The organism is Enterobacter cloacae complex sp. HYC042_NIDB (assembly GCF_056673315.1).
The window spans coordinates 227,585-249,502 of record NZ_CP109650.1 but is presented as its reverse complement, the minus strand read 5'-3'; the positions used below and the strand labels follow the sequence as shown (position 1 = coordinate 249,502).

The following is a 21,918-nucleotide window of genomic DNA, read 5'->3' as shown; positions in this document are numbered from 1 at the left end:
TGTTCACATGAGTTCGTTATATCAATCCATGGTCGCGGTGATTGAGCAGTCAATTACCCCGCTGGCCGCGAAGCTCGGCCAGCAAAAGTATGTGATTGCCATCCGCGACGGCTTTACCGCCGCGCTGCCGTTTATGATCATCGGCTCGTTTATGCTGGTGTTCATCTTCCCGCCGTTCTCGGCGGATACCACCAACAGCTTCGCCCGCGGCTGGCTGGATTTCTCCCAGACCTACCGCGAACAGCTGATGCTGCCGTTTAACCTCAGCATGGGCGTGATGACCTTCTTCATTTCGGTGGGGATTGGGGCGAGCCTGGGGCGTCAGTTTAACCTCGACCCAGTGATGTCCGGCCTGCTGGCCTTTATGGCCTTCCTGCTGGTCGCCGCGCCGTATGCCGACGGTAAAATCTCGACCCAGTATCTCTCCGGTCAGGGCATCTTTACCGCGCTTATCACCGCGATTTACGCCACCCGCGTCTATGCGTGGCTGAAGCAGAACAACGTGACCATCCGCCTGCCGAAGGAAGTGCCCACCGGCGTGGCGCGTTCGTTTGAGATCCTGATCCCGGTGATGGTGGTGATCGGTACGCTGCACCCGCTGAACCTGTTCATTGAAGCGCAGACCGGAATGATCATCCCGCAGGCGATCATGCACCTGCTGGAGCCGCTGGTATCCGCATCCGACTCCCTGCCCGCGATACTGCTCTCCGTGCTGCTGTGCCAGATCTTCTGGTTTGCCGGTATTCACGGCTCGCTGATTGTCACCGGCATCATGAACCCATTCTGGATGGCGAACCTCTCCGCAAACCAGGCGGCGCTCGCCGCAGGCGCGGCGCTGCCGCACGTTTACCTGCAGGGCTTCTGGGATCACTACCTGCTGATTGGCGGCGTAGGCTCCACGCTGCCGCTGGCGTTCCTGCTGCTGCGCAGCCGCGCCACGCACCTGCGCACCATCGGTAAAATGGGCATTGTGCCGAGCTTCTTTAACATCAATGAGCCGATTCTGTTCGGCGCGCCGATCATCATGAACCCGATGCTGTTTATCCCGTTCGTGTTTGTTCCGCTGGTCAATGCCTGCCTGGCGTACGGCGCAACGAAGCTCGGCTGGCTGGCTCAGGTGGTGTCATTAACCCCGTGGACCACCCCCGCGCCGATTGGTGCCTCATGGGCGGCAAACTGGGCGCTGAGCCCGGTGGTGATGTGCCTGGTCTGCATGGTGATGTCCGCGCTGATGTACCTGCCGTTCCTGCGCGCCTATGAGCGTACGCTGATTAAAAACGAAGAGCAAAAAGCCCAGGCTGCAACCGTCGGTACCGCTGAAGCCGCAAGCAATTAAGTCAAAGAGGAAAGGACATGAAATACGCATTTCCCGATAACTTCTGGTGGGGCAGCGCAAGCTCCGCTCTCCAGACCGAAGGGGCAAGAGAGGGGGAAACCACATGGGATTACTGGTTTGCCCGCGAGCCGAACCGTTTTCACAACGGCGTGGGGCCGCAGCATACCTCCACGTTTTATCAAAACTGGAAAACGGACATTCAGCTGTTAAAGCAGCTGAACCACAACAGCTTTCGTACCTCGATTAGCTGGGCACGCCTGATCCCCGACGGTATCGGTGAAGTGAACCCGGAAGCGGTCGATTTTTACAATCAGGTCATTGATGAGCTGAATGAACAGGGCATCACGCCGTTTATCACCCTGTTCCATTTCGACATGCCGATGGCGATGCAGGAGATCGGCGGCTGGGAAAACCGTGACGTGGTGGACGCTTACGCCCGCTATGCGCAGATCTGCTTCGAGCTGTTCGGCGACCGCGTACTGCACTGGTTTACCTTCAACGAGCCCATCGTCCCGGTGGAGGGCGGTTATCTGTACGACTTCCACTATCCCAACGTGGTGGATTTTCGTCGGGCCGCCACCGTGGCGTATCACACCGTGCTGGCCCACGCGAAGGCCGTTCAGGCTTACCGCGCCGGACATTACGCGGGTGAGATCGGCATCGTGCTGAACCTGACGCCGTCCTACCCGCGCTCGCAGAACCCGGCGGACGTGAAGGCGGCTCACATCGCGGACCTGATGTTTAACCGCAGCTTCCTTGACCCGGTACTGCGCGGGGAGTATCCGGCCGACCTGGTGGCGTTGCTGAAATCCTACGATCAGTTGCCCGCCTGCAAGCCGGAAGACGGCTTCCTGATTGCGGAAGGGAAAATCGACCTGCTCGGCGTGAACTACTATCAGCCGCGCCGCGTGAAGTGTCGCGACAGCGCGGTGAACCCGCAGGCGCCGTTTATGCCGGAGTGGTTCTTTGATAACTACGAGATGCCGGGCCGCAAGATGAATCCGTACCGCGGCTGGGAAATCTACGAGCCGGGTATTTACGATATTCTGGTTAACCTGCGCGACAATTACGGCAACCCTCGCTGCTTTATTTCTGAAAACGGCATGGGCGTCGAAAATGAACAGCGCTTTATTGAAAATGGCCAGATTAACGATCAATACCGCATAGAGTTTATTTCTGAGCATTTAACGTGGCTGCACAAAGGGATTAGCGAAGGGTGCAATTGCCTTGGCTACCATATGTGGACATTTATTGATAACTGGTCGTGGTGTAATGCCTATAAAAATCGCTACGGATTTATTCAGCTCGATTTAGAGACGCAGCAGCGCACCATTAAGAAAAGCGGAGAGTGGTTTGCCGCCACCGCCTTAAATAATAGTTTTGAAAAAGAGTAATAATGATGATCGCACTAGAAGAAGCCGTAATGGAAATTATCGTCAACGCCGGACAGTCCCGCAGCCTGTGCTTTGAAGCGCTGCACGCGGCGCGTCAGGGCAACTTTGACGAGGCCAAAAGCCTGCTGCACGAAGCCGACGGCTACGCGCGCCAGGCGCACAAGATGCAGACCAAACTGATCGAGCAGGATGCGGGCGAAGGCCGCCAGCCGATGACGTTAATCATGGTGCACGCGCAGGATCATTTAATGAATTCCTTATTAGCGCGTGAATTGTCTGAAGAAATTATTCATTTATATCAGAGATAGTCTATGGCGAAATAAAGTTAATGTAATACCTCTGTACCCTAAATAGAGATCCACTTGTTCTGATGATAGCGACATACTCTGTCAGATCGGAGCGGGATGGTTATTGTCTGAATAAAATTAAACTATATTGAGATAACCATGAATACGATTAAAAAACTTCCATTAACCATGGCGGTTATCGCCGCGCTTTGCCCAATTTCCGTACTCGCACAAGAATTTACCCAGGAGCAAATCGACGCCATTGTGGCGAAAGCGGTAGATAAAGCTCTGGCCGAGCGTCAGGCCAAAATGGATGCGGCGGTTGCGAAAAAAGCGGACGTGGTGACCGAGCCGCAAAGCGCGGCACAATCCCCGGATATGGCGATCCCGTTCGGGATTAAATTCACCGGCTACGCCCGCTACGGCGCGCACTTCCAGGCCGCCGATCAGAAATACGTGGCGGTGGACGGCTCCTACAACGGCGCGTCCGCGATTGGTCGTCTGGGTAACGAAGGTAACGGCGGGGAATTCCAGCTCTCCAAGGCCTTCAAAGGGGACAACGGCGCCATCTGGGACATCAACGTGATGATCGACCACTGGGGCGACGAGGTTAACCTGAAAAAAGCCTACGCGGGGGTGACCAACATTATGGCCTCCAACCCAAATGCCTACTTCTGGGCCGGTCGTGACTTCCACCAGCGTCCGCAGCAGGGCATCAACGATTACTTCTGGATGAACCACGACGGCCAGGGCGCCGGCGTGAAGAACTTCGACATCGGCGGCGTGCAGTTTGACGTGGCTGCCGTGGCGGCAGTCGAATCCTGTAGTCCGGAAGTGATGGAAGACGAAGCGAACCCGTCGCGCATCACCTGTACCGGCGGTTCCGGCACGGGCGACAAGGGCAACTACGCCGCGACCTCCAAAATCCACGGCATGAAGCTCGGCCCGATCGACATGGAGCTGTACGCCAACTACGGCTTTGATTCGAAAGCGGTTGAAAGCGACGAACGCCTGAACGCCTGGCAGGGCGGCGTGGTGCTGAGCCACACCAACGACAGCGGCGTGAACAAGGTGATAGCCCGCTACTCCGATAACGCGGACAACAGCGTGTTCAACAAAACCGAAGATCTGACCACGGTCTACGCCAGCTTCGAAGGGCTGTATAAATTCACCCAGGCCACGCAGGTGGAGTACATCCTCGCCTTCCACGACTACGACAACAGCCGCGATAAGACCGACAACCGCAAGAACTACAACGCCATCGTGCGCCCAATGCACTGGTGGAACGACGTTCACTCCACCTGGCTGGAAGCAGGCTGGCAGCACGTTGACTACGATAACGGCGGCGACAACAAGGGCTGGAAGCTGACCCTGTCGCAGAACATGTCTATCGCCATGGGGCCTGAGTTCCGTCCGATGCTGCGCTTCTACGTCACCGGCGGCAAGGTGGATAATGAACGCACCGCGCGCGTGAACAATACCAAAGACGAGACGCTCGACGACTTCAACGTCGGCGCGATGTGGGAGGCGTGGTTCTAAGGTCAACAACATGCCGGGTGGCGCTACGCTTACCCGGCCTACGGTTTTCCCCCTCTCCCCGTGGGAGAGGGCCGGGGTGAGGGCATCAGGCCGCACACAACCATGCTATGCTGTTGGCCAATTAACGACAACATAGCAGGGGAGAAAATGGGTTCCACACGTAAAGGGATGCTGAACGTCCTGATCGCCGCCGTTTTATGGGGCAGTTCCGGAGTTTGCGCGCAGTACATCATGGAGAAAAGCCACATTTCTTCGCCTTACCTGACCATGGTTCGCCTGCTGTTTACCGGCGTGATCCTGCTGACGCTCTCCTTCGTTCACGGCGACAAGATTTTCTCGATCATCAAGCATCGTAAAGACGCCCTCAGTCTGCTGTTTTTCTCGCTGGTCGGCGCGCTCACCGTGCAGCTCACCTTCCTGCTGACGATTGAAAAATCCAACGCCGCTACGGCGACCGTGCTCCAGTTCCTGTCGCCGACCATCATTGTGGCGTGGTTCGCCCTGGCGCGGAAAACGCGTCCCGGCGTGTTTGTCCTGTCAGCGATTTTTACGTCGTTGATCGGCACTTTCCTGCTGGTGACCCACGGCGACCCAACCTCGCTCTCCATCTCCCCTGCCGCGCTGTTCTTCGGCATCGCCTCGGCGTTTGCCGCCGCGTTTTACACCACCTATCCGTCAGCGCTGATTGCCCGCTACGGCACGCTGCCGATTGTCGGCTGGAGCATGTTGATTGCCGGGTTAATGCTGACGCCGTTCTACGCCGGGCGCGGCACCACTTTCGTGATTGACGGCGGCCTGCTGCTGGCGTTTTTCTACCTGGTGGTGATCGGCACGGCGCTGACGTTCAGCCTGTACCTGAAGGGCGCGCAGATGATCGGCGGGCCGAAGGCGAGCATTCTGAGCTGCGCCGAGCCGCTGAGCAGCGCGTTGCTGTCGGTGATATTGCTGGGCGTGGCGTTCACCCTGCCGGACTGGCTGGGGACGCTGCTGATTGTGTCGTCGGTGGTGCTGATTTCGATGGATTCGCGTAGAAGGGTTAAGGCATCGGCGTAGCCTGATGCCCTTACCCCAACCCTCTCCCACGGGAGAGGGAGAAAAACACTACTTCGCCTTAACCTTCCCCGCCACCAGCAGCGCGGTCAGCAGCATCAGCGTGCCGGAAATCACCAGCGGTGACGTCAGCCCCAGATGGTCGAGCGCCACGCCGCCAATGGCCGCACCGCAGGTGTTCGCCAGCTGGATCACCGCCACCTGAATCGACCCGGCTTTTTCCGCCTGATCGGCAAGCGTTCGGGTGATCCACGTCGACCAGCCCACCGGCACCAGCGCAAAGGCAAAGCCCCAGATAATCGCAATCGCCGAGGCAACCCACTTGTCGCTACCCCACAGAATCAGCACCGTGGCACTCACCGCCAGCAGCAACGGCGCACCCGCCAGCGCCACCTTCAGGGAGCGCTTCAGGAACTGGGACGACAGCGACGTGCCGATAAAGCTGGCGATACCGAAGCTCAGCAGCACCAGCGTCAGGCCGTCCACGTCAAAGCCCGCCATGGTCATAAACACCGGGCGGATGTAGGTGAAAAAGGCAAACTGCCCGGCAAAGGCCATAAAGATGGCGGTCATCCCCGCCAGCACGCCCGGACGCTTGAGCAGCGCGAACATGTTCTGTTTGTGGTGCGCCGCTTCGCCCGGCAGGGACGGCAGCGCCTTCCACACCCAGATAATGCAGAGCACACCCATCACTGCCGCCGCGTTAAAGACGTTACGCCAGCCGATAATCCCACCAAGGAAGCTGCCCAGCGGCGCGGCAATCACCAGCGCAATAGAGACCGCGCCGAAGATAACGGACAGCGCTTTTGGCACGGTGCGCGCGGGCACCAGGCGCATGGTCAGCGAGGCCGACATCGCCCAGAAGCCGCCTAATCCCAGCCCCAAACAGGCGCGACCGAGCAGCAGCAGAGTGAAGCTTTCCGCGAAAGAGACCAGCAGGCAGGAGAGCGTCAGCAGCACGCTGAACAGAATGACCACTTTGCGGCGATCAATCGCGCCAATCACCTGAGTGATAAACAGGCTGGCGAACATCGCCACAAAGGCGGTGACGGTAACGGACTGCCCCGCCACGCCTTCGGAAATGCCCAGATCCTGCGCCATCGGCGTCAGCAGGCTCACCGGCAGAAACTCAACGGTAATCAGGCAGGCGACGCAGAACGCCACGGAGAAAACCGCCGACCAGTTGGGGCGCGACACCTCTTTGGTCTGCGGTCTGATTGTGGGCTGGATATGTTCTGTCATAGCGTCACCTGAAGATAAAAACGTGCGGAAAAGTCGCGCAGTTTATCATCAAAAGTGTGACGAATTTAACGTTTAGACAACTTTTGTCGTTTTTAATAATTCGGAAGGCAGATCGGCGGTGACTGATACCTTTTCAGCATAACGAAAATGAAAATTCAGTAACCACAATTGAGGTGAAACAATCATAGCGTCTGAAAAGGAGAAACTATGAAAACACGTACTTTATCTCAAAATCTTACCGTCAGTGCCGTCGGCTACGGTGCCATGGGTCTGAGTGAATTTTATGGCCAGACTGATGACAAAGGTTCACTGCAGGTATTGCATAACCTCATCGATCTGAACGTGACGTTTATTGATACCGCAAATTTATATGGCCGTGGCCATAATGAAAGGCTAATCGGTCACTTTCTTGCCGGGCTGGATAAAAACACTCGCGACCAGTTCAAAATCGCCACGAAGTGCGGCATCGATCGCTCTCCTGACGAGTCCTACGCCCGCACCATCAACAATACGCCGGACTATATCATCCGCTGCTGTAACGAATCCCTTAAGCGGCTTGGCGTGGAGCGAATCGACCTCTTTTATCTTCACAGAGTGAGCAACGCAACCCCGATCGAAGAGAGTATGGATTGTCTGCGCACCCTTGTTAAAGAGGGCAAGATCAACCACATCGGCCTTTGCGAAGTGTCGGCTTCAACGCTGCAACGGGCGCATGCGGTGCATCCGGTCACCGCATTGCAAACAGAATATTCTCTGTGGACACGAGACATCGAGGAAAACATTTTGCCGGTCGTGAAAGCGCTAGGTATCGGCCTGGTGCCCTACTCACCTCTTGGCAGAGGCTTCCTGACGGGAAAATACCTGAACAACAACGATTTTGCAGAAGGTGATTTCCGCAAGAATAACGAACGATTTGTTCAGTCCAGCCTCGATCATAATCGCCAGTTGCTCGATATCATTACCCCGCTGGCGACAAAATACGGCTGTACCGCAGGTCAGATTGCGCTTGCCTGGCTGTTAGCACAATACGATCGGCTGGTTCCCATTCCGGGTACTAAGCACGTCAGCTATCTGGCCGAGAACGCGCGCGCTGCCGATATTGTGCTTGAGAAGAGCGATATCGAATCGTTGAACAACCTTCATCGCCGGGTAGCGATTAAAGGCGATCGTTATTCTGCCGAGGGTATGAAGGGCGTGAATGCCTGATACGGCATCTTGGAAATAAAAAAACCGGGTTTCCCCGGTTTTTTTATTTCTACGGAAACGCCGTTAGCGATAAACGCTCAACGCGACGCCTTCCCCGCCGCCAACGCACAGTGCGGCAACGCCACGCCTGGCATCATTACGGATCAGGGAATGAACCAGCGTCACCAAAATTCGGCAGCCGGATGCACCTACCGCATGCCCAAGCGCGATTGCCCCGCCGTATGGATTGATACGATCCGGGGAAATCCCGGCCCGCTGAATCACGGCCAGCGCCTGGGCGGCAAACGCTTCGTTGGATTCGAGATGATCCACATCCTCAGGCTTCCATCCCGAGCGGGAAAGACAGTCGGCAATGGCCTGAATCGGGGCTGCACCCATTAATGCCGGCTGGATACCGGAATTGGAAAATACGCCCAGCGATGCCAGAACTGGCAAACCACGTGCTTCGGCAGTCTCACGCGTACAAAGCAGGACCGCCGCGGCACCGTCATTCAACGATGAAGCATTTCCCGCCGTCACCGTACCCTCTTTTCGGAAGACAGGCTTCAGTTTCGTCAATTTTTCGATACTGGTTGCACGGGGTCCTTCATCCCTCTCCACGCTTATCGTTTCACCTTTTCGCGTCTGCCATTCAACCGGGACAATTTCACGCTCAAAAATGCCACGCGCCTGCGCTTCAAGCGCTTTGTGGTGAGAGACAAGGGCATATTCATCCTGCATTTCGCGGCTGATACCAAACTCCGTCGCAACATTCTCTGCAGTGATACCCATGTGATAATCGTTGAAGGCATCCCAGAGCCCGTCAGAAACCAGGCTATCTTTGAGAGTAATATTACCCAGCCGCGTTCCGCTACGCGACGTCGTGGCGATATGCGGCGCGTTGGACATACTCTCCTGACCACCGGCGATAACAAACTCAGCCTCCCCCGTCTGCAGCGCCTGCATGCCAAGATGGACCGCCTTAAGCCCGGACCCGCACACTTTGTTTACCGTCAGACATTGCGTATCTACGGGCAATCCAGCATTCAGTGCCGACTGTCGGGCCGGGTTCTGGCCGCACCCCGCAGTAAGAACCTGTCCCATAATGACCTGAGAGATATCACTGGCTTCTACGCCAGATTCTTTCAGGAGCGCCTGAATAACGCGGCTTCCCAGATCAGAGGCTGAATGCTCCGCAAGCGCGCCCTGAAATGCGCCCGTCGCCGTGCGGCGGGCTGCAATAATAACAATCTCGCTCATGCGTCACTTCCCTTCAGTCCTGGCAAAGTATGGCCCGTCGCGGCCATTGCCGCGCGGTATGCAGTAAGACCATTCATGCAGGCGGGAACGCCAGCATATACCGCCATCTGTATCACAATTTCAAGCAGCTCTTCCGGCGTCACGCCGGTATTCAGCGCGCCTCGCATATGCAGTTCTAGCTGCGGCATGGCATTACCCAGCGTCACAAGCGAGGCGACGGTCAACATTTCGCGCGTTTTGAGATCCAGTCCCGGACGACCCACCACATCCCCGAACGCATAGTCGGTAATCAGGGCGGGCAGCCCCGGGTCCAGCTCGCTCAGGCGGCGGGTGACTTTATCCGCGAGCCCCGCTTCAAGACGGTCCATAATCTCTCTGCCATAGCGCGTGCGGTCATTAATTTGACTCATAAGATTTCTCCATACGGGATTGTTTTGCGGTCAACGTTGCCGGAATAACCGCGACAAGCAGAACGGACAGACCGATGGCCGTACCGGCGACGATATACAGGAGCGGCATTGAAAATGATGAAACCATCCAGGCACCGACTGACGCACCGATACCAATGGCGGTATTGAAAAATGAAACGTAGATTGCGGAGGCCGGGAAGGCTTTATCCTCTGCCATACGTAAAACCCACGTCTGGAAACCGACAAATATTCCTGATACGGCGACACCCCAGACAACCATACTGGTAAATATCAACGCAGCAGAGAGCGAGGAACCAGACAGGCCCAGGAACAGCAGCACTGCACAGATCAGCAGTACAGACAAAGAGACCGTCAGCTTGAGATACTTATCAATCAACACGCCGGTCAGGAAATTACCTGCCAGACCCGCGATGCCGTAAACAAAAAGCACAGCAGGAATAATGGTGGTGGACAGTAAACTCTGCGTGTGTAGCCAGGGTTCAATGTACGTAAAGGCAGCAAAGTGAGCCGTCACAGCCAGCAAGGTTGCTGAGTAAATTTTCCATAATGTTGACGATTTCAGCACGCCTTTAAGCGCATCCAGCCCGAGCGCACTTTTGCTGGTAATCCTGGGAACAAGAACGCTAATACCCACAAAGGCAATTACGCTCAGCGCGGCCATCAGCCAAAATGCCTGCCGCCAGCCGAAGTGAATACCAATATAGTTGGATACCGGTACGCCAAAAACGCTTGCTGCGGAAACACCACCAAATACGATTGACGTCGCCGCCCCTATATATCTGGCAGGGACCATAGCCACCGCCGTTGCGCCGATCATCGCCCAGAATGCGCCGTGAGCGAGCGCTCCCAGTACGCGGGCGCTAAGCAGCATGCTATAGACGTTTACCGTTGCAGCCATAACGTTAGAGATCAGAAGTACCACAGTGAGCACAAGTAAAAGCCGCTTCTTAGCCACATTCCCTAAAAAGACGGAGGCAAACAGCGCACTCAACGCCCCCACCCAGGCATAAAGCGACACGGTCATGCCCACCGCAGATTCCGAAGACTGTAGCCCCTCTGCGATTGGCGTTAATAATCCGACTGGCGCCAGTTCGGTGGTGACAATAGTAAAGGTTGAAATAGCCAGAATGAATAAAGCAAGCCATGACCTTAACGTCATATTCTGCGGAGTGAGTTCTGAAGTCATACTACTTACCTCAATAAGGATTTAAATAATGTGCCAATTTTTTTCAGTTGCATATCTGGTAAGCGCGGAATGCTCTCCCACACAGACGGGATGGCCAGTGACTTCCAGCATTGGAATATCCGAAAGATCGTCGCCGTAGGCATAACAATCCACGGGGTTAATCTCTTTATCATCGCAAAAGGCGATAAGCGCGTCTTTTTTACCTGTTCCAATTGTTTGAGGCAGGCCGATTTCACCCGTCAACTCACCTGCGTCATTTATTATCACCGGCGCACAGAGTACTTCCGTTACTCCAAGATATTTTGCAATGGGTGAAAGAATAGGAAGCATAGAGCCCGATATAAATACGGTATACATGTTCTGGTTCTGATGTTTTTTAAGGGCTGAAACAGCACTCTCAATAAAAAACTCGCTTTCCAGCTTACGCCTGAACCACTTCTCACCCATTTCTTCCAGATAACGACAAGACACACCTTTAAACTGACGATAATAATCTCTGTTCAGGGCTTCCCTTGGCACGCCGTTTTTCACGTCGGTGCGAAAACGAGACATATAGCGTTGAAGACGATCGTTTTGATTATTTTCCCTGCACCAGAAATCATAGAAATCAAACATGCTTTTAATATTTATAAGCGTTTCATCAACATCAAAAAAAGCGGCATGTTTACGCAAACTTTATTCCTCGTAGTTTTTTCTTCGACTCTTAACCGGAAAATCTCTATCCGTACCAGACACGCCTGCATCCGCCCAGCGGGAAGGCGCAATTTCAGAAACCACCACGGAAATTTTATCCAGCGGCGCACCCGTGTTTTTGTGAACGGCAAATGTAATATCTTCCTGGAGTCTGATGATTTGATTTTCATCTTTCGCAGGCCAGGTCATAACATGAACAAATGGCATATTTTTCTCACTCTATAGTTGTAAATTCATCGAAGGAACGGCCTTTGAGTTTTAAATGGGCATGGATATCGCCTCCAAGACCATAAAAGCCAATTGCCCCGCCGTAGCTCTGACGCGAGCTCATATAAAGTACGACTACGTTAATAATTCTGTTTCCTTTCCTCGCCGGAGCCGGGAAAGGATCGGTTAACTCTGCCCAATATTCGGCATTACCTTCGCTATCGGTTATAAATACGTTGGGTATTCCCAGCGGACCTGGCCTGCTCGGATCCTCCGAGGCTAGATCGTTTTCCCTGAGACTCATCACGGTGTAAACGCTATCCGGAACAAGGCTCCGGAACGAAAACGTGAACCGGGCTCGTTTCTTATCTTCGGACAATGTGACCTCAAAGGAGCCCTCTGCCTCGAGCCAGGCAGCGAGGGTCACTGGCTCGATCTCTCGCTTTCCATCGCTGCTGCGATAATCCGCGATATAGCCTTCATGAAGTGGCAGGCCAGGCCTTATTTCATTATTGGCCTGTGGCCGCTGTTCTGGTGCGAAAATCATCCGATAGTTGTTCATCGGAATGGGTAAAGGAAGAGTATGAAGAATGATGTCCTTCAACGCGTCCTGAGGCATCTTTTCCAGATCGCACAGAATGTTATAGGGTGCGACTTCCCCAAATGCCGGAAGCGGGCTGTCCGGAGAGACAATGACGCTTCGCCACTGCAGTCCGTTATCCCCTGGCACCATGCCAACCACGACAAAATTACCCTTCCCGTCCATGACCTCCGCAGGGGGGTAAAGCGGCCCCTGCGTGGTCGCAGCCAGACGGTATTTCTGGCTACGTAATTCAGGCATGCGTTACCCCCTGAGTCACCCCTTGCTGCTCAATAAGGGTCGCCTGCATGGCAACCTCAGCCAGAGATTTCTCTTTCTCTGTAATCAGGGCGGAAGGATAGACGGTGAACGAGACATCCATTGTCGCGCAAAGCGTTTGGTGCTGAGTGACGCGAACCTGAGCCTTGAAACGTCCCCGGCGGTCGTTAATATCTTTTTCAAGAAATTCAAAGTGGACCAGCGCCGGTAAAGGGAACAGGAAACTGGCGAAATTGATTGCCATGCTATTAATGACGTAATAGCGTCCACTTTCCTGTGGGTAAATAAATTCTTCGGTGACACCGATAAAGGCCTGTCGGCTGGCTTCAACCAGGAGCATTCCCTGAATATGCTGCCCCGTCTGATGATCCGCCATCAATTCGCAACGCTCATCGATTAACAGCGGCATCGCATAAAGATCGTGGTTATGCTCAGCTTGTTCCGCAGGTCCTATAAGTACATTCTGTTCCAGTCTTTTATGGCAATAAGCATTTTTTTTGTCGCTAACCAGTTTTTCCAGAGAGCACATTTTTAACTTATTACCATGAATCGCATTTCTTGCCTGGTTTGAAATTACCTTTCCGGCAAAATCCTTGCGCACGCCCTGCCCAACAATAATTTCATGTTCTTTATCAATGATATTCGCAGGGATTTGAGTCAATAATTCTAGCTGAGATATAGTCAGTACATCTTTACCATTGGCAAATTCATTAAATTTATCGCCAACAACTACCAACTTTTTACAGTTCATTCATTGTCCCTCAACAACAGCAAGCACGATAGATACGTGTATAAAGGCCGTCATTACCGCCAGTAATAAAGTTATCGCCGGCCTGTTGAATGATTTCCTGATAACGCGCATTGGTAAATGCTTCTTTATATGCTGCTTTATCACCGTTGAATGAGGAGATAAACATTACACCCGGAACGCCGCTGATCAGTGAATGAAATGCTTCGAAACTTTCAATCTTATCTTTGTTATCTCTTACAACATTAAAAATGGTTTCATCGCGCCACTGACGGTACTGCTGATAGTTATGCGCAGGCACTTCGACGTGTCGGAGTTGAATATAATTTGATTGTGGCAAGCTATTTTTATTATCAATTGGGGATTCAACAAACTTAAGCAGTTCGCGACGGATATCGGCAGAAAGAACTTCAGAGAAACGATGGAACATGGATTCCATTTCACTTTCAACCCATGCAATTTCTTTAATATCGTTGAATGCGCGTAATTCCAGCAATTCATTAACGCCGTTTTCTTCACAGGTATAGTAGCGAACGTTTTCATTGCTTTTTAAGGAAGTAAATTCTTTTTCAGAAAAAGTGTTTTTTAATGGGAAGCGTGATACCAGTACATATTTGGACGACATAATTACTCCGAGTATTGATTAAGTGAGGATTCGGATAGAAATTTATCAATACAGGAAACTATTGGAATTGTTAAATTTGTAATATATTTTTTGTATTACTGTTAAAACGGGTTTTGCTGCCAGCATTTAGCGTGTAATATCGAAATGGAAAAAAGACGAAATACCTTTTCGCATTTAGGACCCACGTATGGCTACAGCAGAACATTTAATCAGCAATAACCTGCCCAGTATCAAACAATTACAATGCTTTCTCGCTGTTGCACATGAACTGAACTTTCGTAAGGCTGCCGAACGTCTGCGCATGACTCAACCGCCTCTGACGCGTCAGATAAAATGCCTTGAAGCGGTGTTGAAACGTCAGTTGTTCAGTCGCAGTACGCATGACGTTAGCCTCACTGAAGCAGGCCGAGCGCTGGTCGTTCAGGCAGAAAAAATACTCAAAGACATCAGCATCTTAAAAGAAGATCCTCACTCTTCAGAAACGAATCTGCGCATCGGTCTCACGCGCACGCTTAATTTTGAATATATTGAACCTGTAAATACCCAGCTTCAAAAAATGAACGCCGGAGATGACGTTGAAACGCCCGACCTGACGTCAGCACAGCTGCTGCAAAGCTTGTCTAAAAATATGCTGGATCTGGTGCTGACCGGGGAAAAAGGAACGGGTCATGAAGACATTGTTCAATACCGCTGGGTCTGCCAGGAACCGTTGCTCATCGCAATGCCTTCTTTACATCCTGCCAGTCTGAAAGAGAAAGTCTCGCTGGAAGACATTAGCGATCTTCCACTTTTTTGGTTTTCGAGAAGCGCTAATCCGTCATTCTATGATAAATGCGAAAGCTACTTTGACACGCTGAAAACGCCGCTGAAGCGTATTAAAGAGCCGGATGATTCCCTCGTGATGCTAAGCCGTATCGCAAGAGGGAAAGGGTTTGCGCTGCTGCCTCAGTCAAAATGCACCTTCAATCAGGAGGGGCTATGCTATCGCGAACTAACGGACGATGAGGCAAAGAGATTAAATATTGATATCTATGCCGCAACTCGCCTCAATGAAAACAGAGAGGAGATCCTGAACGCTCAGAATATCTTGTGCGGCAAAAAGGCTTAATGCAGATAAAACACACCTTCTTCCGGCAGAAATAGCTGGTTATAGCGCAGCTGGAAGGCGTTCAGCTCCTGCGGATCGGGCTCCATTTCGCGCATAAAGCCAAGTGCCAGACGAATTTGCGCATCGGTAATGGGTGCGGCAAGGCGGGCTTTACGCAGCATACGGTGCCAGGTATGCAGATTCTCTTCGCTACCGTCGACAATGCAGACCTGCCAGATGAGCAGCACCTGCGCGGCGTTTTGCAGATGCGCCTCGTCAGGCCGCTCAAGGTAGCGGATAAATTCATTGCCCGGTGTTTTACCGAACTGGTCAATCATCGACTCGATTGGCATCGGGGTAATCCCCAGCCGTTCGCTTAAACGTTTGATGGCGCGGCGGGAATCTGAGGTCAGGACACGAAATCCCACCACAAACACCACGGCAAGCGTTGCCAGCATTATCCAGACCATGCGTTCTCCTTAGACTAGCCGCTCATCATAGCGGGAAACGCAGCGTGTCGACAGCGGGTACGGCCAGAATAGTGAACCGAAAAAAGCTGGATAAATGCGATGAAAGCAATCCCGCGCAGGCGTGGCTGCGCGGGCTGTTGCTGGAGACCCGTCAGCGCGCCTGAAGCCCCTTCAACAGCGCCTCGTGAAAGCGTGCGGGATCCTGCATCTGCGGCGCGTGGCCCATGTCGTTAAACTCCACCAGCGTCGCGTGCGGGATGCGCTTCGCCGTCTCTTTGCCCAGCACCGCATAGTTGCCAAGCGTCTTGCGGACCTCCGGCGGGGCGAGGTCTTTCCCGATGGCGGTGTTGTCCTTCGTGCCGATCATCAATAATACCGGCATCTTCAGGTCGCTAAATTCATAGATGACCGGCTGGGTGTAGATCATGTCGTAGAGCAGCGCCGAGTTCCACGCCACGCGCGCCTTACCCGGCCCGTTGTTCAGCCCGGCAAGCATCGTGACCCAGCGTTCGTACTCCGGCTTCCACTCCCCGGCGTAGTAGGTATTTTTCTCGTACTGACGAATGCCGTCGGCGCTGACTTTCAGCTCGCGCTGGTACCACTGGTCAACCGTGATATGCGGCACGCCGCGCGCTTTCCAGTCTTCAAGCCCTATCGGGTTGACCATCACCAGCTGCTCTACCTGCTGCGGCCACATTAGCGCGTAGCGGGTTGCCAGCATGCCGCCGGTCGAGTGGCCGATAACCGTCGCGCGATCGACGCCAAGCGATGTGAGCAGCGCGTGGGTGTTGTCCGCCAGCTGCTGGAAGGTGTACTGATAATGGTCCGGCTTGGTGGATTTACAGAAGCCGATCTGGTCGGGTGCGATCACGCGATAGCCGCTGGCCGACAGCGCACTGATCGTGCCGTCCCAGGTGCCGGCGCAAAAGTTTTTGCCGTGCATCAGCACCACGGTACGTCCGTTGGGTTTTTCCGGCTTCACGTCCAGGTAAGCCATATCCAGAGACTGGTTTTGCGAGGTAAAGGTAAAGTGTTTTACCGGCCAGCCGTAGTCGAAACCTTCCAGCTTCTCGCCGTAGGTGGGGGCATCCGCAGCCATTGCGGGGGACGCCAGCGCCATCAGCAGCGCCAGGCAGGACAATCGTCGGGTTAACATGCAAGCTCTCCGTTAGCAAAAGGGGCTAAGGCTGCACGAAAGGCGGCAGCAAAAAACACTGTAGAGCATGGAGAGGAGTGGGTGTGTAAAGCGGGGTAAAGGTAGGACGAGCAAATAAAAAAAGCCCGGCGGTCAGCCGGGCAAAGACGTTACCTGCACACTCAGGCCGCTTTTAATTTCTGCGCGCGGTTCTCGCGGCGAATTTTACGTTCTTCCAGCACCGCGACCATCGCCATCAGGACGATACAGCCAATCGCTGCCGCATCCAGCGCCGCGAAGGTGCCCGCCCAGCCGGTGAGGCCGAAAATCGGCGTACCGTCGGCGATCATCCCCAGGCCAAGCTTGGCGAAGCTGTCGCCGATCAGGTAGGCGAAGGTGCCTTTAATCCCATCGGCGGCGCCGATCGCTTTTTTCGGCACGAACCCTACGGCCGCCACGCCAATCAGCAGTTGCGGGCCAAACACCAGGAAGCCGAGCGCGAACAGGGACGCCAGGTAAACGTACTGGTTGCTGGCGTGCTGGTAGATGCCGAGCGTGGCGATAATCAGCGCCAGCGCGACGCAGGCCACCAGCGCGCGACGGCCGTTGGCGAGGTCGGAGAGCCAGCCCCACAGCAGCGTGCCGACCAGCGCACCCACTTCGAACAGGGTGAAGCCCTGAATCGCCACCTCTTTCGACAGCTTCAACTCCTGGAAGGCATACACCGTAGACCACTGGTCGATGCCGATGCGCACCACGTACAGGAAAATGTTTGAGAAGCACAGCAGCCAGATCACTTTGTTTTTCAGCACGTACTCAACAAAGATCTGCCATTTGGACATCTCGTTCTCTTCGGTCTCTTTGTCCTCTTCGCTGATCTCCTCCCCGAACAGCTCTTCGGCTTTGCCGAGGCCGTACGATTCCGGGGAGTCGCTGCCGAAGCGCAGGCCGATAAAGCCGACGATCAGGGCGATAATCGACGGGAAGATAAACATGCCGATCACGTGGCCGTCGAACAGATAGTTCGCGCCAAACAGCGCCACGCCTGCCGCACCCGCCCCGCCGAGGTTGTGGGAGATGTTCCACATGCCGAGGTACGAACCCCGCTTGCGGCGCGGCGTCCATTTGGTGATGGTGGAGTAGCTGCACGACCCGCCGGTGCTCTGGAAGAAACCGCTCAGGGCGTAGAAGGCGATCATCAGGAACAGGCTGACGGAGCCCGCGCCCATGCTGGCGCTGAAGCCGAGCATACAGATGGCGGAGAGGATCAGCATAAACGGCAGGAACTGCTTGGTGTTTTTGCCGTCCGCGTAGTAGGACACAACCGTTTTCCCCACTCCGTAGGTGATGGAGAAGCCCAGGCCAATCATCCCCAGCTGCGTCATGCTCAGCCCGTAGGTTGAGATCATGTCGTTCTGCGCGATGTTAAAGTTTTTGCGGATCAGGTACATGGTCAGGTAGCCGATGAAGACCACCAGATAAGACTGCATGAACGGTTTGAACCACATCTTGCGCCGCACGTCGAGCGGCAGATCCAGGGTCGGCTTGCGCACCTGGTTTAAGAAGGCCAGCATGGTTGGTTTACTCCTGAGCTGATTTTTGCAGCATTGTAAAAATCAGCCGGGAGAGATGCCTGAGACAGCGTCCAGGTGAAACCGGGAAAATTTCTTAGTTTTGCGCCATTCGGCAACAAAAGGTGAGGCACGTCACGCTTCGCGCGGCGCCTGGGCGTGCAAAAACGGCAGCAGCAGCAAGGCGGAAATGCCCGCCGCGATGGCGATCGCCGCGAAGAACCCGCTCCAGTGCCAGACGTCGATCACCCGTGCCAGCGGCCAGCCGGAGAGCGACGCGCCGAGGTAGGCAAACAGCCCGACAAAGCCCGTCGCCGCGCCTGCCGCCTCCTTGTGCGAGCACTCCGCCGCCGCCATGCCGATCAGCATCTGCGGACCAAAGACAAAAAAGCCGATGGTGAAGAAGCACGCCGCCTGCATCACGTAGCTGGCAAACGGCATCAGCCACAGCGAGCCGACGGAGAGTAAAATCCCGGCGGCAAAAATCAGGTTCATCGGGCCGCGGTTGCCGTTGAACAGCTTGTCCGAGCCCCAGCCCGCCACCAGCGCGCCGATAAACCCGCCCAGCTCGAACATTGTGACCGCCGAATTAGCGGTGACCAGATCCACACCCAGCGTCTCGGACATGTACAGGTTACCCCAGTCGTTGATCGCCGCGCGCACCACGTAGACCAGCACGTAGCAGAGGGACAGCAGCCAGATGTACGGATTTTTCAGCACGTACTTGGTGAGGATTTGCTGGCGGGACAGCCCGGCGCCCTCCTGCTGCTGGGCGATCTCCATCTCGTCGTGCCGCCAGTCGCCCACCGCCGGAAGGCCGACGGTTTGCGGCCTGTCGCGCAGGCGCCAGCAGAGGAACAGCCCGGCGACAATCGCGAGGGCACCGGCAATCATCATCCCCGTGCGCCAGCCGTAGTGCAGCGCGGCAGCCCCCACCACCATCGGGATCAGTGCCCCGCCAACGTTATGCGCGGTGTTCCAGATCGCCCACCATCCGCCGCGCTCGTTGCGCGAGTACCAGGCGGTGAGCAGGCGGGCGCAGACCGGCGCGCCCCAGCCCTGGAAAAAGGCGTTCAGCGCCCACAGCAGGGCAAAGGCCCACAGCGAAGTGGAAAAGCCAAACAGGATGTTCACCACGCCGGTGGCGATCAGCCCAACGCCCATGAAATAGCGCGCGTTCGAGCGGTCGCTGACGATGCCGGAGAAGAACTTCGACAGCCCGTAGCTGATGTAAAACAGCGTCGCCAGCAGGCCGATATCGGTGCGCGTCATCACGCCGCTGGCGAGGATTTCCGGCGCGGCGGCGTTGAAGCTTTTGCGGGTGAAGTAGAACAGCGCGTAGCCGAGCCAGATGGTAATCAGGATATGGCGACGCCAGTAGCGGTAGCGGGCGTCGATTTCCGCCTTGTCGCGCAACGGAGCCGCGCTGGTTGGGGTTTTAAACATGGTACGTCCTTAACGGCAAACTGACGCTGACGCGCGTCCCGTGGGTGCAGGAGAGGGTCAGCGTGCCGCCCAGCGCCTTGACGCGCTCGCGCATGCCCGCCAGGCCAAAGCCCTGCTGGCCGGAGCCCGGCGGCAGGCCGCAGCCGTCGTCTTCAATCACCAGCATCAGGCGCTCGTCCTGCTGCCAGCCCTGGATCGTGACCGCGCTGGCATTGGCATGTTTAACGATATTGTTCAGCCCTTCCTGGCAGACGCGGAACAGCGTCACGCGCTGGCCTTCGCTGAGCAATGATTCATCAATGCGCCAGTCGAGATGGCTGACAATGCCGCGGCTTTCCAGCTCCATCTCGCGCATCAGGGAGCGTATCGCCTGCTCCAGCGACAGGTCATCAAGCTGGCGCGGACGCAGCCGTCCCAGCAAGCGGCGAACGGCGTCATAGACACCCAGCGAAAGCTGTTCGATATGCGCCCCGCCCTGCTTCACCACCGCGTTTTCCGCCGCCAGACGCTGGACGATGCCCGCCTGCGTGCGGATGGCGGTAATGGTCTGGCCGATATCATCGTGCAGCTCGCGAGCCACCTCCTGACGCACGCTCTCCTCGGTCTCCAGCAGACGCTCCGCCAGACGACGGTTGCGCGCCAGCTCGGCTTGCAGGGACTGGTTCAGCTCGCGAAGACGCTGAATGCCCGCGCCGAGCAGCAGCCCGGTCAGGCTCTGGGCCAGCAGCGAGAGCAGCAGATCCACCGGATGATCGTGCCAGGTCTGGCTGGCGATCAGCGCGATGGCGTTCATCAGCGTGGCGATCAGCGCTCCCTGCCAGCCGTAGTGCCAGGCCAGAGCGATGATCGGCAGCGCCAGGCAAAACGGCGTGAAGCGCGAAAGCTCGGCGGGCAGACCAAGCTGCAGCCACAGGCTCACCATAAACAGCAGCAAATACCAGATGAGGTGTCGGGCGCGCCAGTTCACCGGTTGGGAGACCAGCGCGGGGCCGAGCGGCTGCCAGACGGTGCTGGTGAGGTAGTGCCAGAAAACCAGACAGGTCGGCGCGAGGGTCAGACCACCGGTAAGGGTCAGAAGCAGGGCGTTAAGCATCTCCTTCTCGCCTAACCACGGCAGTGACTGCAACAGCGCGGCGGCAATCAGCGCCGCCCCCTGACGCAGTAGCGTGCGCCAGTCGCGCTGGTGGCGGTAGCGGGAAATCAGGGCAACGGGGAGAAGCGTAAGCAGGCTTCCGGTCATCAATAAGGGAAGATGCGCGAGGGCCACCTCCTGCGCCAGCCAGACCAGCATCAGCCACTCCGCGCCGAGCAAAACGGGCCAATAGCCGCGCGGGCACTGGAGCATTAACCCCAGACGCAGGCCGAAGGGAAACAGCAGCACCGCCAGCTCCGGGCGTTCCACCAGATGCAGGCTGATGCTCCACAGGCAAAACCACGCGGCGGAGAAGATAAAAAAGCTGGCGACGACGGCGATCAGCCGCGAAAACACGGGACTCATTGCCAGCTGTCGAACATGCGGCGCGCCAGCTCGACGTCGTTGCTGACGTTGAGTTTTTCCATCAGGTTGGCGCGGTGGACGTGCACGGTTTTCGGCGACAGATCCAGCTCGGCGGCAATCTCTTTCACCGACATGCCCTGGGCAAGCTTCTCCGCCACCTGGCGCTCGCGTCTGGTGAGCGGATCCTGACGTCCGGCCGCCAGCTTGATGGCGATATCCGGCGTCAGGTAGCAGCCGCCGGTGGAGACGGTGCGCACGGCAGCGATCAGCTCGTCCGGGCTACAGCGTTTGGAGAGGAAGCCGCGCGCCCCCGCGTTGAGCGCCTGCTCGACCAGCGCCGGGCTGTCGTGAACCGAGAGCATGATCGTCGCCATCCCTTTCGGCAGCTGGCTCAACAGCTCCAGCCCGGAGAGATCCGGCATCGAGATGTCACAGATACAGACCTGCACCCCGCGCCCCGGCAGGCCCGCCAGCGCCTCGTGACCGGAGCCAAACTCGGCCACGACCTGAAAATCCGGTTCGAGGTTAAGAAGCTGGGCAAAGCCGGAGCGGACGATAAGGTGGTCGTCGATGAGAGCGATGGTGGTCATGTGTGTTCCTGCGATCTGAAAAAGCCGGATGACGCTGCGCTTATCCGGCCTACAAGAGCGAAAGACGCTTACCTTAAGC

22 protein-coding genes are annotated in these 21,918 nt (G+C 55.7%); 7 read left to right on the top strand and 15 right to left on the bottom strand.

What is annotated here, in order from left to right:
• The first annotated feature begins 7 nt into the window (after positions 1-7).
• The 5 genes from OKF39_RS01185 (at position 8) to OKF39_RS01165 (ending at position 5,609) form a co-directional block, all read left to right on the top strand.
• A complete protein-coding gene (locus OKF39_RS01185; protein WP_063155226.1) occupies positions 8-1,336 on the top strand; it encodes a PTS sugar transporter subunit IIC in 1,329 nt (442 codons plus the stop codon).
• Between the two features lie 17 nt (positions 1,337-1,353).
• A complete protein-coding gene (locus OKF39_RS01180) occupies positions 1,354-2,730 on the top strand; it encodes a glycoside hydrolase family 1 protein (protein ID WP_192979462.1) in 1,377 nt (458 codons plus the stop codon).
• Positions 2,731-2,735: 5 nt separating this feature from the next.
• The gene (locus OKF39_RS01175) at positions 2,736-3,038 is read left to right on the top strand and encodes a PTS lactose/cellobiose transporter subunit IIA (protein ID WP_028014979.1); all 303 of its coding nucleotides are present in this window, start codon (positions 2,736-2,738) and stop codon (positions 3,036-3,038) included.
• A 138-nt stretch (positions 3,039-3,176) separates the two neighbouring features.
• The gene (locus OKF39_RS01170) at positions 3,177-4,556 is read left to right on the top strand and encodes a carbohydrate porin (RefSeq protein WP_041911699.1); all 1,380 of its coding nucleotides are present in this window, start codon (positions 3,177-3,179) and stop codon (positions 4,554-4,556) included.
• 147 nt (positions 4,557-4,703) lie between these two features.
• Positions 4,704-5,609 (top strand): EamA family transporter, encoded by a 906-nt coding sequence (locus OKF39_RS01165; protein ID WP_047366710.1) that lies wholly within the window; start codon positions 4,704-4,706, stop codon positions 5,607-5,609.
• Positions 5,610-5,657: 48 nt separating this feature from the next.
• Here the strand turns inward: OKF39_RS01165 and nepI are convergent, their stop codons facing one another.
• Positions 5,658-6,848: a purine ribonucleoside efflux pump NepI gene (gene nepI, locus OKF39_RS01160; protein ID WP_192978528.1), complete on the bottom strand. Its 1,191-nt coding sequence runs from the start codon at positions 6,846-6,848 to the stop codon at positions 5,658-5,660.
• 207 nt (positions 6,849-7,055) lie between these two features.
• Between nepI and OKF39_RS01155 the strand changes: the two genes are divergently transcribed.
• Positions 7,056-8,054: an aldo/keto reductase gene (locus OKF39_RS01155; protein ID WP_047366712.1), complete on the top strand. Its 999-nt coding sequence runs from the start codon at positions 7,056-7,058 to the stop codon at positions 8,052-8,054.
• Between the two features lie 63 nt (positions 8,055-8,117).
• On the opposite strand, the gene OKF39_RS01150 is transcribed toward OKF39_RS01155, so the two are convergent.
• The 8 genes from OKF39_RS01150 to OKF39_RS01115 are packed head-to-tail and all read right to left on the bottom strand — an operon-like array spanning position 8,118 to position 14,042.
• Positions 8,118-9,293 carry an acetyl-CoA C-acetyltransferase gene (locus OKF39_RS01150; protein WP_192978530.1) on the bottom strand — a complete coding sequence of 392 codons (1,176 nt, stop codon included), beginning with the start codon at positions 9,291-9,293 and terminating at the stop codon, positions 8,118-8,120.
• Positions 9,290-9,703, bottom strand: coding sequence for a carboxymuconolactone decarboxylase family protein (locus OKF39_RS01145; protein WP_028014973.1), 414 nt, complete (start codon positions 9,701-9,703; stop codon positions 9,290-9,292). The genes OKF39_RS01150 and OKF39_RS01145 overlap by 4 nt, the downstream gene beginning before the upstream one ends.
• Positions 9,690-10,910 (bottom strand): MFS transporter, encoded by a 1,221-nt coding sequence (locus OKF39_RS01140; RefSeq protein ID WP_028014972.1) that lies wholly within the window; start codon positions 10,908-10,910, stop codon positions 9,690-9,692. Before OKF39_RS01140 ends, OKF39_RS01145 begins: the two co-directional genes overlap by 14 nt.
• Positions 10,911-10,931: 21 nt before the next feature.
• Entirely contained in the window at positions 10,932-11,582 is a 651-nt protein-coding gene (locus OKF39_RS01135; RefSeq protein ID WP_248203979.1) for an HAD family hydrolase, read from the bottom strand.
• 3 nt (positions 11,583-11,585) lie between these two features.
• Positions 11,586-11,810 (bottom strand): 2-hydroxymuconate tautomerase, encoded by a 225-nt coding sequence (locus OKF39_RS01130; RefSeq protein ID WP_041911708.1) that lies wholly within the window; start codon positions 11,808-11,810, stop codon positions 11,586-11,588.
• A gap of 7 nt (positions 11,811-11,817) precedes the next feature.
• Positions 11,818-12,651 (bottom strand): hypothetical protein, encoded by an 834-nt coding sequence (locus OKF39_RS01125; protein WP_049000252.1) that lies wholly within the window; start codon positions 12,649-12,651, stop codon positions 11,818-11,820.
• A complete protein-coding gene (locus OKF39_RS01120; RefSeq protein ID WP_048959936.1) occupies positions 12,644-13,420 on the bottom strand; it encodes an AfsA-related hotdog domain-containing protein in 777 nt (258 codons plus the stop codon). Before OKF39_RS01120 ends, OKF39_RS01125 begins: the two co-directional genes overlap by 8 nt.
• A 10-nt stretch (positions 13,421-13,430) precedes the next feature.
• Positions 13,431-14,042, bottom strand: a complete 612-nt coding sequence (locus tag OKF39_RS01115; RefSeq protein ID WP_045260828.1) for a hypothetical protein — start codon at positions 14,040-14,042, stop codon at positions 13,431-13,433.
• Positions 14,043-14,229: 187 nt separating this feature from the next.
• Between OKF39_RS01115 and OKF39_RS01110 the strand changes: the two genes are divergently transcribed.
• Complete coding sequence (locus tag OKF39_RS01110) at positions 14,230-15,150, top strand: LysR family transcriptional regulator (RefSeq protein WP_063155231.1); 921 nt, start codon at positions 14,230-14,232, stop codon at positions 15,148-15,150.
• On the opposite strand, the gene OKF39_RS01105 is transcribed toward OKF39_RS01110, so the two are convergent.
• From OKF39_RS01105 to uhpA, 6 genes are all read right to left on the bottom strand, one after another.
• Positions 15,147-15,599, bottom strand: a complete 453-nt coding sequence (locus OKF39_RS01105) for a DUF1198 domain-containing protein (RefSeq protein WP_028014965.1) — start codon at positions 15,597-15,599, stop codon at positions 15,147-15,149. The two genes, OKF39_RS01110 and OKF39_RS01105, sit on opposite strands and share 4 nt — an antisense overlap.
• 151 nt (positions 15,600-15,750) lie before the next feature.
• Positions 15,751-16,755, bottom strand: a complete 1,005-nt coding sequence (locus OKF39_RS01100) for an alpha/beta fold hydrolase (RefSeq protein WP_063437535.1) — start codon at positions 16,753-16,755, stop codon at positions 15,751-15,753.
• A gap of 161 nt (positions 16,756-16,916) precedes the next feature.
• Positions 16,917-18,308 carry a hexose-6-phosphate:phosphate antiporter gene (uhpT, locus tag OKF39_RS01095; protein WP_028014963.1) on the bottom strand — a complete coding sequence of 464 codons (1,392 nt, stop codon included), beginning with the start codon at positions 18,306-18,308 and terminating at the stop codon, positions 16,917-16,919.
• A gap of 132 nt (positions 18,309-18,440) precedes the next feature.
• Positions 18,441-19,751: an MFS transporter gene (gene uhpC / locus OKF39_RS01090; protein WP_063155232.1), complete on the bottom strand. Its 1,311-nt coding sequence runs from the start codon at positions 19,749-19,751 to the stop codon at positions 18,441-18,443.
• Complete coding sequence (gene uhpB, locus OKF39_RS01085) at positions 19,744-21,249, bottom strand: signal transduction histidine-protein kinase/phosphatase UhpB (RefSeq protein ID WP_192978539.1); 1,506 nt, start codon at positions 21,247-21,249, stop codon at positions 19,744-19,746. Before uhpB ends, uhpC begins: the two co-directional genes overlap by 8 nt.
• Positions 21,246-21,839 (bottom strand): response regulator transcription factor UhpA, encoded by a 594-nt coding sequence (uhpA, locus tag OKF39_RS01080; protein WP_041911714.1) that lies wholly within the window; start codon positions 21,837-21,839, stop codon positions 21,246-21,248. Before uhpA ends, uhpB begins: the two co-directional genes overlap by 4 nt.
• Positions 21,840-21,918 lie beyond the last annotated feature (79 nt).

Coding starts and splice junctions, on each gene's coding strand:
- uhpC (WP_063155232.1), bottom strand. CDS start 19,751: ATGTTTAAAACCCCAACCAGCGCGGCTCCGTTGCGCGACAAGGCGGAA.
- nepI (WP_192978528.1), bottom strand. CDS start 6,848: ATGACAGAACATATCCAGCCCACAATCAGACCGCAGACCAAAGAGGTG.
- uhpA (WP_041911714.1), bottom strand. CDS start 21,839: ATGACCACCATCGCTCTCATCGACGACCACCTTATCGTCCGCTCCGGC.
- uhpT (WP_028014963.1), bottom strand. CDS start 18,308: ATGCTGGCCTTCTTAAACCAGGTGCGCAAGCCGACCCTGGATCTGCCG.
- OKF39_RS01165 (WP_047366710.1), top strand. CDS start 4,704: ATGGGTTCCACACGTAAAGGGATGCTGAACGTCCTGATCGCCGCCGTT.
- OKF39_RS01115 (WP_045260828.1), bottom strand. CDS start 14,042: ATGTCGTCCAAATATGTACTGGTATCACGCTTCCCATTAAAAAACACT.
- OKF39_RS01130 (WP_041911708.1), bottom strand. CDS start 11,810: ATGCCATTTGTTCATGTTATGACCTGGCCTGCGAAAGATGAAAATCAA.
- OKF39_RS01125 (WP_049000252.1), bottom strand. CDS start 12,651: ATGCCTGAATTACGTAGCCAGAAATACCGTCTGGCTGCGACCACGCAG.
- OKF39_RS01110 (WP_063155231.1), top strand. CDS start 14,230: ATGGCTACAGCAGAACATTTAATCAGCAATAACCTGCCCAGTATCAAA.
- OKF39_RS01140 (WP_028014972.1), bottom strand. CDS start 10,910: ATGACTTCAGAACTCACTCCGCAGAATATGACGTTAAGGTCATGGCTT.
- OKF39_RS01145 (WP_028014973.1), bottom strand. CDS start 9,703: ATGAGTCAAATTAATGACCGCACGCGCTATGGCAGAGAGATTATGGAC.
- OKF39_RS01120 (WP_048959936.1), bottom strand. CDS start 13,420: ATGAACTGTAAAAAGTTGGTAGTTGTTGGCGATAAATTTAATGAATTT.
- uhpB (WP_192978539.1), bottom strand. CDS start 21,249: ATGAGTCCCGTGTTTTCGCGGCTGATCGCCGTCGTCGCCAGCTTTTTT.
- OKF39_RS01150 (WP_192978530.1), bottom strand. CDS start 9,293: ATGAGCGAGATTGTTATTATTGCAGCCCGCCGCACGGCGACGGGCGCA.
- OKF39_RS01100 (WP_063437535.1), bottom strand. CDS start 16,755: ATGTTAACCCGACGATTGTCCTGCCTGGCGCTGCTGATGGCGCTGGCG.
- OKF39_RS01180 (WP_192979462.1), top strand. CDS start 1,354: ATGAAATACGCATTTCCCGATAACTTCTGGTGGGGCAGCGCAAGCTCC.
- OKF39_RS01185 (WP_063155226.1), top strand. CDS start 8: ATGAGTTCGTTATATCAATCCATGGTCGCGGTGATTGAGCAGTCAATT.
- OKF39_RS01170 (WP_041911699.1), top strand. CDS start 3,177: ATGAATACGATTAAAAAACTTCCATTAACCATGGCGGTTATCGCCGCG.
- OKF39_RS01175 (WP_028014979.1), top strand. CDS start 2,736: ATGATCGCACTAGAAGAAGCCGTAATGGAAATTATCGTCAACGCCGGA.
- OKF39_RS01105 (WP_028014965.1), bottom strand. CDS start 15,599: ATGGTCTGGATAATGCTGGCAACGCTTGCCGTGGTGTTTGTGGTGGGA.
- OKF39_RS01155 (WP_047366712.1), top strand. CDS start 7,056: ATGAAAACACGTACTTTATCTCAAAATCTTACCGTCAGTGCCGTCGGC.